Below are 13,628 nucleotides of genomic sequence, written 5' to 3'. Positions count from 1 at the left end.
CTTTTTCTATATAGGTGTTGCTGCTGGGCATATAGGCCTCAGGCTGATAATAATCATAGTAAGAGACAAAGTAGTTCACCTGATTTTCAGGAAAGAACTGCTTGAATTCTCCATACAGCTGTGCCGCAAGCGTTTTGTTATGGCTTAATATCAGTGTAGGCTTTTGGGTCTGCTGGATCACGTTGGCTACGGTAAAGGTTTTTCCGGAACCTGTTACACCCAGCAGTGTCTGATAATGCTCATCATTGTTTACACCGGTAACCAGCTGCTCGATGGCATTGGGCTGATCACCTGTAGGTTTATAGTCTGAAACGAGTTGAAATTTCATAGATATTCAAAGATAAGAATTATGGCGTATTGATATGTCGTGATTATATCCTAAATTTAATGTTCATGAAGCTACTGGTATATGTCCCTTTACTTACGCCAAGGATAAAGTACATTTTTAACTTTATTTTTAATGATGTCCTGCAAACACAAGTCGGCTTCAGTTCCAATGTTTCAGAATTTAAAAGTTCTGAACTGCCAAAAGCTACTTATGGCGAACAGCCCGTGGGCGATGAACTTTTTTTCAGACAATCAGAATTCCTTTTATCACATTCGATAGTTGCTCCAACAATCAGGACCACAACTTTCGGCGACATGATTGTGCCCTTTGCTGTAGACAACAGCAGTTTACCCTTTGATGTTTTTGCTGCTGCCTTTTATTTTGTAAGCCGGTATGAAGAGTATCTCCCTTTTACGCCCGATCAGGACGGACAATATCCTGCAGAGGCAAGTCTGCAGAGCAAGCTGAAGTTACTGGAATTTCCGGTGGTGGACGGCTGGGCATTGATGCTGAAGAACATGCTGCTCAAACGTTATCCGAAATTATACTTTGGTAAAAAAGAATATTCATTTATCCCACTGATCTGCATGTATCCCAACACGACGCTGAGCCCGCTGGATAAAGCCCTAAAGCTGCTGAAGAAAATACCTTATTTGAAATCAGCGTCAAATGGCGTTATACCTAAACCGGGCGGCCTGCAGGCTTTTCTGAAAGAACAGCATGATAAATATGATTTGAATGCAGTTTATTTTCATAAACCCGTGCAGGAGCTGGACGTCGTCTGCGGAAGACAGCTGTCATTCCCGAAAAGCTATCTCCACCTGATTAAAAATGAGATTGCCGGAGATTACCGGATGGGATATGCGAAAACGATAGGCTTCAGGGCAGGTACCTGTACGCCCTTCTTCTGGTATGACCTGCAACTGGAAAAAACCACACACCTGCTCATACATCCGGTAGCGGTAAATGACGAAATATTAAAGCTCAGCAGAACGTTTAATATAGAGGATGTGCTGGCTAAATGGGGCAGGATGATCGAAAATGTCAAACTTTTAAACGGGCATTTCTACCTGCTCTGGCATAAAGAGACTTTACCTGAATCCGGGAAAGGCAGGGTTGGAAGAAGACTGTACCTGGAACTATTAGCTAACTTTTTATCTGAACGCAATGATATTCGACTTAAGTAAGACCACTTCTATAGCCAACACTTTCATTGCAGAGTTACGCGATGAAAAAATACAGCTGGATGCAATGCGCTTCCGCAGGAACCTGGAAAGACTGGGCGAATTTTTTGCCCTGGAGATCAGCAAAACGCTGACTTACGTACCTGTGGAAACAGTGACGCCGCTGGGAATAGCCAATTCACAGCGGCTGGAAACACAACCGGTTCTTGCCACTATCCTGCGCGCCGGCCTTCCGATGCAGCAGGGATTGCTGAATATTTTTGACCGTGCAGAAGCCGCATTTATTACAGCCTACAGGAAAAACCATATCAACGGCCCGCTGGAGATCCAGGTGGATGCTGTTTCGGCGCCAGACCTGACCGATAAAGTGGTAATCATTGCCGATCCCATGCTGGCCACTGGCTTAAGTATGGTACGCAGCTGCAAAGAACTTATTGCCCAGTATAAAGTAAAAGAGCTGCATATCGTAGCCGCTATTGCAAGTGCGGAAGGCATCAGGCATGTCCGCGCAAATCTGCCTTTAGCAAAATTATGGTTGGGAGCAATTGATGAAGAGATGACCAGCAAATCGTACATTGTGCCCGGATTAGGTGATGCAGGCGACCTCGCCTATGGCACCAAATTATAATTTTACCTTTAGAATGATCAGACATATATTTTTCGACCTCGACCATACCATCTGGGATTTTGATAAAAATGCACAGGAAACCTTAACGGAACTTTACCATCAGTATCAATTGAATACCCTGGGCTTAAATTCCTGCGAAGCATTTATCGAAAGATATACGGAGAATAACCAGCTGCTTTGGGCGGAGTATCATATGGGAAGGATTACAAAAGATACTTTGCGGGCCGAAAGATTTCACAAAACCTTTATTGAACTGGGTATAACTCCGGAACTGGTGCCCCATCAGTTTGAAGAAGACTATGTACAGTTCAGCCCCAAAAAAACCAACCTGTTTGAGGGATCAGAGAAAGTACTCAGCTACCTGCAGAAAAAATACACCCTGCATATCATCTCCAACGGATTTAAAGAGACTACACTGCTCAAAATGGAACGCTGTAATTTAAATCCCTTCTTCAAAAACGTGATCATTTCTGAGGATGTAGGTGTAAACAAACCTGATAAAGCCATTTTTGAGCACGCCCTGCAACTGGCAGGTGCGAAGAAAGAGGAAAGTATCATGATCGGCGATAGCATTGAGGCCGATATCCGCGGTGCCCAGGACTTTGGAATGAAGGCTATTTTCTTCAATCCGCTGAACAAAGATAAACCTGCAGATGTGGAATGGCAGATCCTTCACCTGGAGGAATTAATGCTGCACTTCTAATCGCTTTTAATTTCACATCTTTGCGGCAATGAAATTACCCGGTATAAAAGGTTTTGATGAAGAGGCATTCAACAAGTATTTTAAAAATACAGGTTGGCTGATGTTTGGAAAAATCCTGAGTATGGTGGTAGGATTTATCATTGCAGGCTATCTGGGGGCATCTTCTTTTGGTGATTTAAGTTTCGCCAGTGCCTTTACCATGATCATGGCTGCCGTTGCTGCACTGGGTCTGGACAGTTTTATCATCCGGGAAATTATCAATGAGCCTGCGAAAAAAGACGAGATCCTGGGGACTGCATTGCTGATGCGTCTGATTGTAAGTCTTTTGCTCATCCCGGCCACGGTAGGTGTTTACCTGCTGTTTCACCGCTTTGCCGACCATCCCGGCAATCCACTTACCTGGGTTATTGTGATCCTCTCCCTGGCCTATTTTTTCAAATCATTTAACGTTATTGATTCCTATTTTCAGTCGCAGGTAGCCTCAAAGTATGTGGTAAAGGTTCAGAACGTCTGCGTGATCCTCTCCGTCATAGTGAAGATCCTGCTGGTGTGGTTCCATCTTCCGGTAATCTGGTTCGCTGCAGCACTGAGTTTTGACAGCTTGTCGCTCGCTGCAGGCCTCGTATATATGTATCATAAACGGGGGTTCAGCCTGCTGACCTGGACTTTCAGCCGTTCAAGGGCAGTTAAACTGCTGAAACAAAGTTTTCCCCTGATTCTTTCTGCGGTGATGGTGTCTATCTACATGAAGATCGACCAGGTGATGCTGAAAGATGTGGGAAGTGCAGAAGTGGGCATCTACAGTGTAGCCGCAAATATCAGCGAAGCCTGGTATTTTATCCCTGTAGCCATTGTAACATCGGTTTTCCCGGCAATCATCCATGCGAGAAAGACCGATCTGGAACGTTATACCAAAAGACTCAAGAACCTGTACGACCTGCTGGTATTCATCAGTCTGCCCGTTGCCATACTGATCAGTTTCCTTGGAACAGATATTATTCATTTGATTTATAAGGATGCATATCAGGGCGCAGGCCAAATGTTATCCATACATATCTGGTCAGGCATCTTCGTTTTTCTTGGCAGCGCAAGCTCCCAGTACCTGCTTGCAGAAGGATATACAATGGTCTCTTTCCAGCGTACTGCGTTTGGTGCAGTGGCCAATGTACTGCTCAATCTGTGGCTGATTCCAAAGTACGGAGGCATCGGCGCATCTGTAGCTACACTTATTGCTTGTTTTATCAGTACCTTTTACCTATTATTCATTCCAAAAACCCGACTGCAGGGCGTAATGATGTTAAAATCATTATTTTTGTTTACTGCATTTCAAAAAATATTTAAACGTTGAACAAACTCAAAGCATTCGCAACACTATTAAAAAAGCCGGACAGGTTAAAGGCATTGTTATCTTACGGCCACAAAGGCTATCTGGCTAACATCGGGTGGTTCAGCTCATTTGACAATCAGCAGGCGATGGACCAGCATGGCGAACCATTACCCTGGGTAACTTATTCATTTATCGATTTTATTAAACCCCGTCTGACTAAGAACTTCAGCATCTTTGAATACGGATCCGGCAGTTCGACCCTTTTTTATGCAAAACGGGTAAGAAGAGTTGTCTCTGTAGAACATGATGAAGCCTGGTATAACAAGATCGTTAAATCCAAAGCGCAGAATGCTGAAATGATCTTCAGTAAGCTGGAAACCGGTGGTGAATATTCCAGGAAAGCGGCAACACTTGGAGAGCAGTTTGACATCATCATTGTAGATGGACGCGACCGCGTAAACTGCTGTATCAGCAGCGCAGCAGCGTTAACGCCAGAGGGAGTGATTGTCCTTGATGATTCTGAACGCCCTGAATATGATAAAGCACGTACTTTCCTTACTAATGCTGGATTTAAGGAGCTTTCTTTCTCTGGTATTTCACCGGGATTATTTTACCTGAAGGCTACCTCTGTATTTTACAAAACTGACAACTGTTTACACATATAAAAACATATTTCTATGTTGAGTGACGACGTAAAATCAGCGTACAACGACTTCTACACAAAAGATGATTCTGCATGGCGGATGCTTGGTGCCCGCTCAAAGGCGGCCAACATCGTTGCCGTGTGCAAAAGTATCAACCCGCTGAAAGTACTTGAAGTAGGCGCCGGTGATGGCAGCATCCTTCATTTCCTTAACGAGTGGAACTTTGGGCAGGAACTTTATGCACTGGAAATCGCAGATACAGGTGTGGACAGGATCAGGGAACGCGGATTAAGCAGGCTGGCAGAAGCCAAAAGTTTTGACGGATATGAGATCCCCTACGCGGATGACAGTTTTGACCTGGTAATTTTATCGCACGTACTTGAACATGTGGAACACGAACGTATCCTGATCAGGGAACTGAAACGTATCGCTAAAAATATCGTTGTTGAAGTACCTCTTGACTACCGTTTTGGGGTTGACAAAAGAATGAAACATTTCCTGGATTACGGGCATATCAATATGTACACCCCTACATCGCTCCGCTTTTTATTGCAGAGTGAAGGACTAACAGTAATTTCGGGCAGGCTGTCTATGACGCCGCCGGCAACAACAAAATTCAATGAGTTTGTCAATAAAAAAGCTCCTAAAGCATTTTCCAGGATCATGAAGATCGAAATGGAATACCGGATCAAGAAATTGATCGGAAATCTGATGGGCACCAGGAAAGAAGAACAATTTGCAAACGCTTACACCGTTCTAACCCAGAAATCTAACCAGACACTGCAAATATTTTAAATACATGCAAAGCTTTGCCCCCATTGCCTTATTTGTGTACAACAGGCCACAGCATACTGAACGTACATTAAAATTTCTGAAACAGAATGAGCTCGCAGCCGAAAGCCGCCTTTTTATCTTTTCGGACGGCCCCAAAACTGACGATGATGTGGATAAAGTGAAGCTGGTGAGAGACCTTTTAAAGACGGTTGATGGGTTCAGATCTGTTGAGATCATTGAAAGAAAAGAAAATATGGGGCTCGCAAATTCTGTGATTGCAGGTGTAAGCCGACTAGTGAAGGACTACAAACAGGTAATCGTATTTGAAGACGACCTGATAACCTCTCCATATACCTTAACTTATTTTAACGATGCCTTAAACCGCTACCGCAGTGAAGAGCGGGTTATGCATATTGGTGCTTATATGTACCACCTGAAAGAAAACACATTGCCCGAATCCTTTTTTTACCGTGCGGCAACCAGCTGGGGATGGGCTACCTGGGACAGGGCCTGGCAACACTTTGAACCCAATATCGATACCCTGATCAGCCAGTTTGACGCCAAAAAGAAAAGTGCTTTTTCTATTGAGCATACCATGAATTTCTGGAAACAGATGATGGACTTTAAAAACGGGAAGAACAACTCCTGGGCTATCCGCTGGTATGCTTCTATTTTTCTGAAAAACGGGCTTACACTGAATCCTGCCCATTCTTTAGTGAATAACATTGGCCACGACGGCACCGGGGTACATTCTGGTATCAATGATATTTACAATGTGATCATCCACCCAAAGCCTATTACAGCGTTTCCAAAAGAGATCAAAGAGAATGCTGCCGCATATCATGCTATCAAACAATTCCTAAGTACAAGAAAGGGTAGCTTGTGGCAGCGGCTGAAGCGCTACATCATACAGCGGCTGGGGTAATTATCAACCGCTCAGTTTTTAGCTGATCCGGGATTGTTTCCTTGCCTCGAGGATAATATAAGGGGAAAGCTGTTTCGAATTAAATGGAAATACTTTGGTAAAAACCTTTCCTGCCAGCCAGAGCGATTTTTTCAGCAGCCTCACTCCTGCCGGTTTCTGCTGCTCATTCTCCAGCCACAGACTAAAATGGCCAAAATATTTTGCCTGTACCACCTGCAAACCGGAATCACGACAAATAGCTGCCAGCAGCTGGGGATCCATACAAGCTATATTATGTTTATCGTAGTTGTCTTTATCAAATGATTTCTGGAACCATCCATTTAATGCCCTGAAGTTTGGAAGCGTAATCAGTAAAGTACCCCCGGGCTTCAGGAAATCGATATGGCGCCTGATGATATCTTTCGTATCATTAAAGTGTTCTATCAGGCCACATGACAAAACAAGATCATATTGCTGTTTTTCTGTGTGGTTGAACAAATCGGTTTCAATGATATGAATATCGCTTTCTTTCAGGTTATTTGCCTGCAGCAATGCATTGGTAACCGGCTGATGTACAAAGTAATCCAGCAGGGTTACATCCAGCTTAAAATATTTTTTCAGGAATACAGCATAATACCCCGGGAAGCCTCCCAGTTCAATCGCTGTTTTTACCTTTTGTGTACTGATAATCGAAGCAAGCTCTTTATGGAACAGGTAATCTGCCGGGATATTAACAGACAGGCCTGTTTTACTTTCCCAGTAATCCACCCAAAATTGTCTGTCCGTTAAAAGGTTACTCATATTTATTTTTTTTAAACGCTGTTATAGGGCTGAGAAAGATATAATTTTGCCGGCGTGAAAATACATAAACGATCACAATAATATGTAATTTTGACACATTGAAAGTAATACACTTAAATACATATGAAGGAAACGGAGGAGCCGGAAGGGCATGTCTCCGCTTAAGTGATGCACTTAACGCAAGTGGTGCCGACTCTAATGTAATGGTATACTATCAATTTAAAGAAAGCACCAAAGCGGTTGCATTTAGTAAAACCCCTTTTCAGAAAGCCAGGGCTGTTTTTAATATCCTCTCTGAAAGGTATATGTCTAAAGGACTGGTAAAAGCACTTAAAACTCCATTTTCCATCCAGTGGTTCGGCCGTTCCATTGCCAGCCATCCTGCTTTAAAAGATGCAGACCTGATTCACCTGCACTGGATCAACCATGGTTTTTTAAGACCAAAAGACCTTGCTGCACTGGAGGAACTGGATAAGCCGATCGTATGGACCTTTCATGACAGCAATGCCTTTACGGGTGGCTGCCACGTTCGCTATGCATGCGAGAACTTTCATAACCAGTGCGGATTTTGCCCGCTCTTAAAGATCAGTGGTAAAAACGACATTTCGCACCAGAACTGGATCAGAAAAAAGAAGGGGTATAAAAACCTTGGCTTCCATATTGTTGCCCCAAGTAAATGGATGGCACAATCGATCAAATTCAGCAGTCTGATGGGCGCCAGGGATGTTGCCGTGATCCCGAATACAATCGAAACCAACATCTTTAAACCTTATGTAAAGGCAGAAGCCAAAAAGCTGCTGAACATTGCCCCTGATAAATTTGTGCTGATGAGCGGTTTTATGCCCTCAAAGAATGATAAACATAAAGGTACGTCCTATCTGATTGAGGCCCTGAATGATTTGGCGGGCAGGCCAGGCATTGTCAGAGAAAATATTGAACTGCTGATCTTCGGCAATAAGGAGAGTGCAGAAATGCCGGAATTCCCTTTTAAAACAACTTTTTTAGGTACCATAAGCAACGATACACATCTGGCCAAGTGTTATTCTGCTGCAGATGCATTTATAACCCCCTCGCTGGAAGATAACCTTCCGAATACGGTAATGGAAAGCCTGGCCTGCGCTACTCCCGTAGTAGCCTTTAAAACAGGTGGTATCCCGGATATGGTGGAACACCTCGTAAATGGTTACCTGGCGGATTATGAATCTGCTGAAGACCTTGCTACAGGTATGGAATGGCTGTATCACGAAGACAGTGCCGCAGAGATTCAGAAGCAGGCGAGGCTAACAATCCTGACTCATTTTTCTGAAGAGGTGATTGCCGAAAAACATATGCTCCTGTACCAGTCGCTCATCAATCTACACCCCCGTTAAACCATGCAGCCAAAGCTTAGCGTTATCACCATAGTATATAACAATGCAAAGGACATCGAACGTACCATGCTTTCTGTATTGAACCAAAGCTATCCAAATATTGAGTATATCATAATAGACGGTGCTTCAACTGATGGTACAAAAGATATTATTTACCGCTACAAGGATAAACTGGCGCAATTTATCTCTGAAAAAGACAAGGGCATTTACGATGCCATGAATAAAGGCTTGTCCCTGGCCACCGGCGATTATCTGCTGTTCATGAACTCGGGCGACGAGATCTACAGCACCGATACAGTGCGCGAAGTATTTGCAGCTGCTCCCGGTGCGGACATCTATTACGGAGAAACAGAAATGTATGATGAAGGCTGGCATAGCCTGGGCCAGCGCAGGCACGAAGCTCCGGAAACGTTCGACTGGAAAAGCTTTAAATATGGTATGAGCATCAGCCACCAGGCGATTTATGTGAAACGCAGCCTGGCTGCTCCGTATGACCTGCAGTATAAATACAGTGCAGATATCGACTGGATTATTAAAGTGGCGAAGAAGGCTTCAAGTATTGTAAATACCCGCACCTACGTAGCCAAATACCTTACAGGAGGTATTTCCAAACAGAAACATATGGAAAGCCTGAAAGAACGTTTCAGTATCTTCACTAAGTATTATGGACTGCTGCCCAACCTGATCAATCACTTCTCGATTGCCGTAAACCTTGCCCGTTTTTACCTGAAGCACCACCGCACAAACGATTAATCTGCCCCCGGGTTTATGCCATTTCAATATCAGTTTTCTGAATTGAAAGAAACAATACTTTTTGTGGTTTGTAGTAGTAGTACATTTTAAAATATACTACTATGGGAACATTAAGTAATCGTAACATAGCTGTTTTATCAGCAAATGGATTTGAAGAATCAGAATTAACAAGCCCTGTTCAAAGGTTGAAAGAGGAAGGAGCTACAGTACATATTATCTCGCTGGAGTCTGGCAAGATTCAGGGAATGAAAAACGACCGCGAATGGACTGTGGAAATTGATGTAGACAAAACTGTAGCAGAAGCAAATGCCGATGATTATCAGGGTCTGCTGATCCCGGGCGGTGTCCTTAATCCTGACTCACTGAGAAAAGATGAAGGTGCTTTACAATTTGTAAGGGAATTTTTTGAAGCCGGAAAACCGGTAGCCGCTATCTGTCACGGTCCGCAGGTACTGATTTCTGCCGGAGTGGTAGAAGGACGTAACCTGACCTCCACAAAAACTATTAAAATTGACCTGGTTAATGCCGGCGCAAACTGGGAAGATTCAGAAGTAGTGACAGACCAGGGTCTGGTAACCAGCCGCAGCCCGAAAGACCTTCCTGCCTTTAACGATAAGATCGTAGAAGAATTTGCAGAAGGTGTGCATGACGGCCAGCATGTATAGCCAGGGCTAAGTTAAATAGTCAGACACCTTTTTAGTTACAGCAAAACCTGGGATTAAACATTTGGCTTTTTACTAAAAACCAAATGTTTAATTAAAAAAGACTGATCTTGTATCAATGTTGCCGGCCGCTGAAATACGGCCGAAGGCATTGATACAAGATCAGTCTTTTTTATAACTATCAGGATAAGCAAAAGGCAAGCCTGAAAGATACCGGCTGATCTTCCGGTAAGGAAAATCACCCCCGCCTTTCAATGCGAACTGAACAATAATTGTACGGGTTAGCGGATCCACATATAACCTTTGCCCCCTGGTACCCTCCGCAGAAAAATCCCCGTTAACCGGCAGTTGCGGCAGCCACCACATATAATGAAATGTTGTTTTCTGCCAGTATTTGGAAAGAGCAGGACTTTCAGCATTTAAATGAACCGACTCGTTTATCCATTCCTCCGGTATCACCTGGATGCCATTATAATTTCCTTTGTTAAGATATAAACGGCCGATTTTGGCCAGGTCAATGGCAGTAGACTGAAACCTGCTTGCAGTATTGGCAAAACCATCCGGATGATCCAGGCCCCAGCTTGCAGGATATTCCGCACCAATTTTTTTCCAAATCTTATCCTGGAAATACTGCGCAATCTTCTGTCCGGTTGCATTCTCTATTGCCCAGCCAAGCAGAAAAACATCAATACTCCGGTATTTGTAAAATGTACCTGGTGGCTGTGCAGATTTCGTACTGAGCAACTGTTTTTTGATGTCATCTGTATAGAAATATTTAGCTTCGTCAGAAAAGATTGCCATCAGGTAGTTGCTTTCCGCATCCGTAAATTCCAGGCCGGACTTCATGGACAAAAGATCCCTGAGGGTAATACGCTCAAATGCCGGATTGGATCTTAGTTCGGGAACATAGGTGATCAGCAGATCAGTCAGGCTTTTAATCCGGCCTTCGGCTAATGCCTTACCCAGTAAAACTGATGTCATGCTCTTCCCGACGGAGAAAAGTGTGGACAGTGTAGTATCACTATAACCAGGGGCACATCTCTCATATATCAGCGTATCATCTCTGATTACCATGAATACAGTAAGTTGTCCATCATCAAAGTATTTTTTGAAAGGTACCAGCTCATGTTTACTGTTCATCACGCTGACAGTATCCAGGTCATTCCTGTTATTGGTTCTGATGAAATGAAAGGCAGTATCAGCTTTAGCTACCACAGATTGAGGAAAAATCCTGTAAGTCTGATCATCGGGGTTCTGGTAACGCAAAACTTTCAGCAGTTCAGGCCGGCGGTAAAAGAGTATAGCAAAAACACCTGTGATCAGGATCAGTAGCAGCAATACATGGTAACCTTTCTTTTTCATTGGCTGATTGGATTAAATTTCCCTAAAGTCACATTTTACCCATAAACGAAAAAAGCCTGTAAACTATTGCTTACAGGCTTTGTGAAATTTTAAAAAATCCTATTGGAATTGTTTTCCTTTGATTTTACGCTCATTTTCTGTTAAGAAGATTTTACGCAAACGCATACTTACAGGAGTGATTTCAATGTACTCATCAGCCTGGATGTATTCCATAGCCTCTTCAAGTGAAAATTTGATTGCAGGAGCGATACGCTGACTATCATCTGTACCAGAAGCACGCATGTTAGTTAAGGCTTTTCCTTTAACAATGTTTACTACTAAATCATTGTCACGGATGTGCTCACCCATAATCTGACCTTCGTAAACTTCAACACCCGGATCAACAAAGAAACGACCGCGATCCTGTAATTTATCAATTGAATAAGCAGTAGTACTACCTTTTTCCATTGATACAAGAACACCGTTTAACCTTCCAGGGATAGTACCTTTCCAGGGCTCGTAAGCTTTGAAACGGTGAGCCATGATAGCTTCACCACCAGTTGCTGTCAATACGTTGTTTCTTAATCCGATGATACCACGCGCAGGGATTTCAAATTCCAAATGCTGAAGGTCACCTTTTGGTTCCATAATCAGTAATTCACCTTTACGCTGAGTAACAAGCTCAATTACCTTACCGGCAACTTCACCAGGAACATCCACGATCAGTGTTTCAACTGGCTCGCATTTTTTACCATCAATTTCTTTGATAATAACCTGTGGCTGTCCAACCTGAATTTCATATCCTTCGCGACGCATAGTCTCGATCAATACTGATAAATGGAGAATACCCCTTCCGTATACTAAATAAGCATCAGGAGATTCTGTCTCAACCACTTTCAGGGCAAGATTTTTCTCCATCTCTTTGTACAAACGTTCTTTGATACGCTGAGAAGTAACAAATTTACCTTCTTTACCGAAGAAAGGAGAGTTATTGATAGTGAACAGCATGTTCATTGTAGGCTCATCAATTTTGATAACAGGAAGTTGTTCCGGAGCATCAAAATCAGAGATTGTATCACCAATATCAAAACCATCAATACCTACAACAGCGCAGATATCACCTGATTTTACTTCAGTAGTACGGATCTTTCCAAGACCTTCAAATGTATATAGTTCTTTTACTCTTGATTTTACCATTTTACCATCACGTTTGATCAACGTAACCGGCTGGTTTTCTTTGATTGAACCACGGTGAACACGTCCAACCGCAATACGACCAACAAAAGATGAATAATCTAATGAAGTGATCTGCATTTGCAAAGTACCTTCCAGCATTGGCGGAGGTGGGATATTTGCAACAACAGCATCAAGTAAAGGGAAGATATCAGTAGTTGGTTTAGTCCAGTCAGTGCTCATCCATCCTTGTTTAGATGAACCGTAGATTACAGGGAAGTCTAACTGATCTTCTGTAGCTTCAAGGTTGAAGAACAATTCGAAGATCTGCTCATAAACTTCTTCAGGACGACAGTTTTCTTTATCTACCTTGTTTACAACAACGATAGGTTTAAGACCCAAAGCCAAAGCTTTCTGAGTTACGAAACGGGTCTGAGGCATTGCACCTTCAAACGCATCGCATAATAACAATACACCATCAGCCATTTTCAATACACGCTCTACCTCACCACCGAAATCGGCGTGACCAGGGGTATCAATAATGTTGATTTTAGTATCTTTATACATTACTGAAACGTTTTTAGAAACGATGGTAATACCACGTTCTCTTTCCAAATCGTTATTGTCAAGTATCAAGTCACCTGTTTGTTCGTTGTCACGAAAAATAGAACAAGTGTGTAAAATCTTATCAACCAATGTAGTTTTACCGTGGTCAACGTGTGCTATGATAGCTATATTTCTTATTTTTTGCATAAAATGCGCCTAATTTTGGCGCAAAGATAACGTAAATTTTTGATATATCATCCTATCTGATAGGACAATGTCATAATTAAAATAATTAAACAACTCTTTTGCTGCGAATTTGTTTAGTGATAAAAAGATGGAAAAGAAAGCAATTGTAGCTGGCGCAAGCGGAGCAATCGGGAATAATTTACTCTTCCAGTTACTGGGGAATAAAAATTATGCTCATGTGCTGATCCTGGTAAGAAGTGAATTGCGCATACAGCATCCCAAGCTGCAACAGCTTGTGGTAGAT

Annotated in this window: 14 protein-coding genes; 10 read left to right on the top strand and 4 right to left on the bottom strand. The window is 42.9% G+C overall.

Annotated elements, in window-relative coordinates:
- On the bottom strand, positions 1-328 hold a 328-nt coding region (locus tag ABWY16_RS00350), incomplete at its 3' end, for a DEAD/DEAH box helicase family protein (RefSeq protein WP_353902662.1).
- A 65-nt stretch (positions 329-393) separates the two neighbouring features.
- Between ABWY16_RS00350 and ABWY16_RS00345 the strand changes: the two genes are divergently transcribed.
- The 7 genes from ABWY16_RS00345 to ABWY16_RS00315 are packed head-to-tail and all read left to right on the top strand — an operon-like array spanning position 394 to position 6,513.
- Complete coding sequence (locus tag ABWY16_RS00345) at positions 394-1,515, top strand: DUF7033 domain-containing protein (protein ID WP_353902661.1); 1,122 nt, start codon at positions 394-396, stop codon at positions 1,513-1,515.
- On the top strand, positions 1,496-2,140 hold the full coding sequence (upp, locus tag ABWY16_RS00340) for a uracil phosphoribosyltransferase (RefSeq protein WP_353902660.1): 645 nt from the start codon (positions 1,496-1,498) through the stop codon (positions 2,138-2,140). The genes ABWY16_RS00345 and upp overlap by 20 nt, the downstream gene beginning before the upstream one ends.
- 13 nt (positions 2,141-2,153) lie before the next feature.
- Positions 2,154-2,843, top strand: a complete 690-nt coding sequence (locus ABWY16_RS00335) for a YjjG family noncanonical pyrimidine nucleotidase (protein WP_353902659.1) — start codon at positions 2,154-2,156, stop codon at positions 2,841-2,843.
- 28 nt (positions 2,844-2,871) lie between these two features.
- On the top strand, positions 2,872-4,191 hold the full coding sequence (locus ABWY16_RS00330) for a flippase (protein ID WP_353902658.1): 1,320 nt from the start codon (positions 2,872-2,874) through the stop codon (positions 4,189-4,191).
- Positions 4,188-4,835, top strand: a complete 648-nt coding sequence (locus tag ABWY16_RS00325) for a class I SAM-dependent methyltransferase (protein ID WP_353902657.1) — start codon at positions 4,188-4,190, stop codon at positions 4,833-4,835. Before ABWY16_RS00330 ends, ABWY16_RS00325 begins: the two co-directional genes overlap by 4 nt.
- Positions 4,836-4,847: 12 nt before the next feature.
- Positions 4,848-5,609 (top strand): class I SAM-dependent methyltransferase, encoded by a 762-nt coding sequence (locus ABWY16_RS00320; protein ID WP_353902656.1) that lies wholly within the window; start codon positions 4,848-4,850, stop codon positions 5,607-5,609.
- A gap of 4 nt (positions 5,610-5,613) precedes the next feature.
- Entirely contained in the window at positions 5,614-6,513 is a 900-nt protein-coding gene (locus ABWY16_RS00315) for a glycosyltransferase family A protein (protein WP_353902655.1), read from the top strand.
- Positions 6,514-6,531: 18 nt separating this feature from the next.
- On the opposite strand, the gene ABWY16_RS00310 is transcribed toward ABWY16_RS00315, so the two are convergent.
- A complete protein-coding gene (locus ABWY16_RS00310) occupies positions 6,532-7,293 on the bottom strand; it encodes a class I SAM-dependent methyltransferase (RefSeq protein ID WP_353902654.1) in 762 nt (253 codons plus the stop codon).
- A 98-nt stretch (positions 7,294-7,391) separates the two neighbouring features.
- On the opposite strand from ABWY16_RS00310, the gene ABWY16_RS00305 reads away from it, so the two are divergent.
- The 3 genes from ABWY16_RS00305 to ABWY16_RS00295 all read left to right on the top strand — a co-directional run bounded on the left by ABWY16_RS00305 (position 7,392) and on the right by ABWY16_RS00295 (position 10,081).
- Positions 7,392-8,663, top strand: a complete 1,272-nt coding sequence (locus tag ABWY16_RS00305) for a glycosyltransferase (protein WP_353902653.1) — start codon at positions 7,392-7,394, stop codon at positions 8,661-8,663.
- Between the two features lie 3 nt (positions 8,664-8,666).
- Positions 8,667-9,416, top strand: a complete 750-nt coding sequence (locus ABWY16_RS00300; RefSeq protein WP_353902652.1) for a glycosyltransferase family 2 protein — start codon at positions 8,667-8,669, stop codon at positions 9,414-9,416.
- 101 nt (positions 9,417-9,517) lie between these two features.
- On the top strand, positions 9,518-10,081 hold the full coding sequence (locus ABWY16_RS00295) for a type 1 glutamine amidotransferase domain-containing protein (protein ID WP_353902651.1): 564 nt from the start codon (positions 9,518-9,520) through the stop codon (positions 10,079-10,081).
- 159 nt (positions 10,082-10,240) lie between these two features.
- Here ABWY16_RS00295 and ABWY16_RS00290 read toward each other — a convergent pair whose 3' ends face one another.
- Together ABWY16_RS00290 and typA are read right to left on the bottom strand one after the other, a co-directional pair.
- Positions 10,241-11,440, bottom strand: a complete 1,200-nt coding sequence (locus ABWY16_RS00290; RefSeq protein WP_353902650.1) for a serine hydrolase domain-containing protein — start codon at positions 11,438-11,440, stop codon at positions 10,241-10,243.
- A 99-nt stretch (positions 11,441-11,539) separates the two neighbouring features.
- Positions 11,540-13,345, bottom strand: a complete 1,806-nt coding sequence (gene typA, locus ABWY16_RS00285; protein ID WP_353902649.1) for a translational GTPase TypA — start codon at positions 13,343-13,345, stop codon at positions 11,540-11,542.
- Positions 13,346-13,628 lie beyond the last annotated feature (283 nt).

This window comes from Pedobacter sp., assembly GCF_040513095.1.
In the GTDB taxonomy this organism is placed as follows: domain Bacteria; phylum Bacteroidota; class Bacteroidia; order Sphingobacteriales; family Sphingobacteriaceae; genus Pedobacter.
This window is presented reverse-complemented; position numbering and strand designations above follow the sequence as displayed.

Coding starts and splice junctions, on each gene's coding strand:
- ABWY16_RS00345 (WP_353902661.1), top strand. CDS start 394: ATGAAGCTACTGGTATATGTCCCTTTACTTACGCCAAGGATAAAGTAC.
- upp (WP_353902660.1), top strand. CDS start 1,496: ATGATATTCGACTTAAGTAAGACCACTTCTATAGCCAACACTTTCATT.
- ABWY16_RS00335 (WP_353902659.1), top strand. CDS start 2,154: ATGATCAGACATATATTTTTCGACCTCGACCATACCATCTGGGATTTT.
- ABWY16_RS00330 (WP_353902658.1), top strand. CDS start 2,872: ATGAAATTACCCGGTATAAAAGGTTTTGATGAAGAGGCATTCAACAAG.
- ABWY16_RS00320 (WP_353902656.1), top strand. CDS start 4,848: ATGTTGAGTGACGACGTAAAATCAGCGTACAACGACTTCTACACAAAA.
- ABWY16_RS00315 (WP_353902655.1), top strand. CDS start 5,614: ATGCAAAGCTTTGCCCCCATTGCCTTATTTGTGTACAACAGGCCACAG.
- ABWY16_RS00310 (WP_353902654.1), bottom strand. CDS start 7,293: ATGAGTAACCTTTTAACGGACAGACAATTTTGGGTGGATTACTGGGAA.
- ABWY16_RS00300 (WP_353902652.1), top strand. CDS start 8,667: ATGCAGCCAAAGCTTAGCGTTATCACCATAGTATATAACAATGCAAAG.
- ABWY16_RS00295 (WP_353902651.1), top strand. CDS start 9,518: ATGGGAACATTAAGTAATCGTAACATAGCTGTTTTATCAGCAAATGGA.
- ABWY16_RS00290 (WP_353902650.1), bottom strand. CDS start 11,440: ATGAAAAAGAAAGGTTACCATGTATTGCTGCTACTGATCCTGATCACA.
- typA (WP_353902649.1), bottom strand. CDS start 13,345: ATGCAAAAAATAAGAAATATAGCTATCATAGCACACGTTGACCACGGT.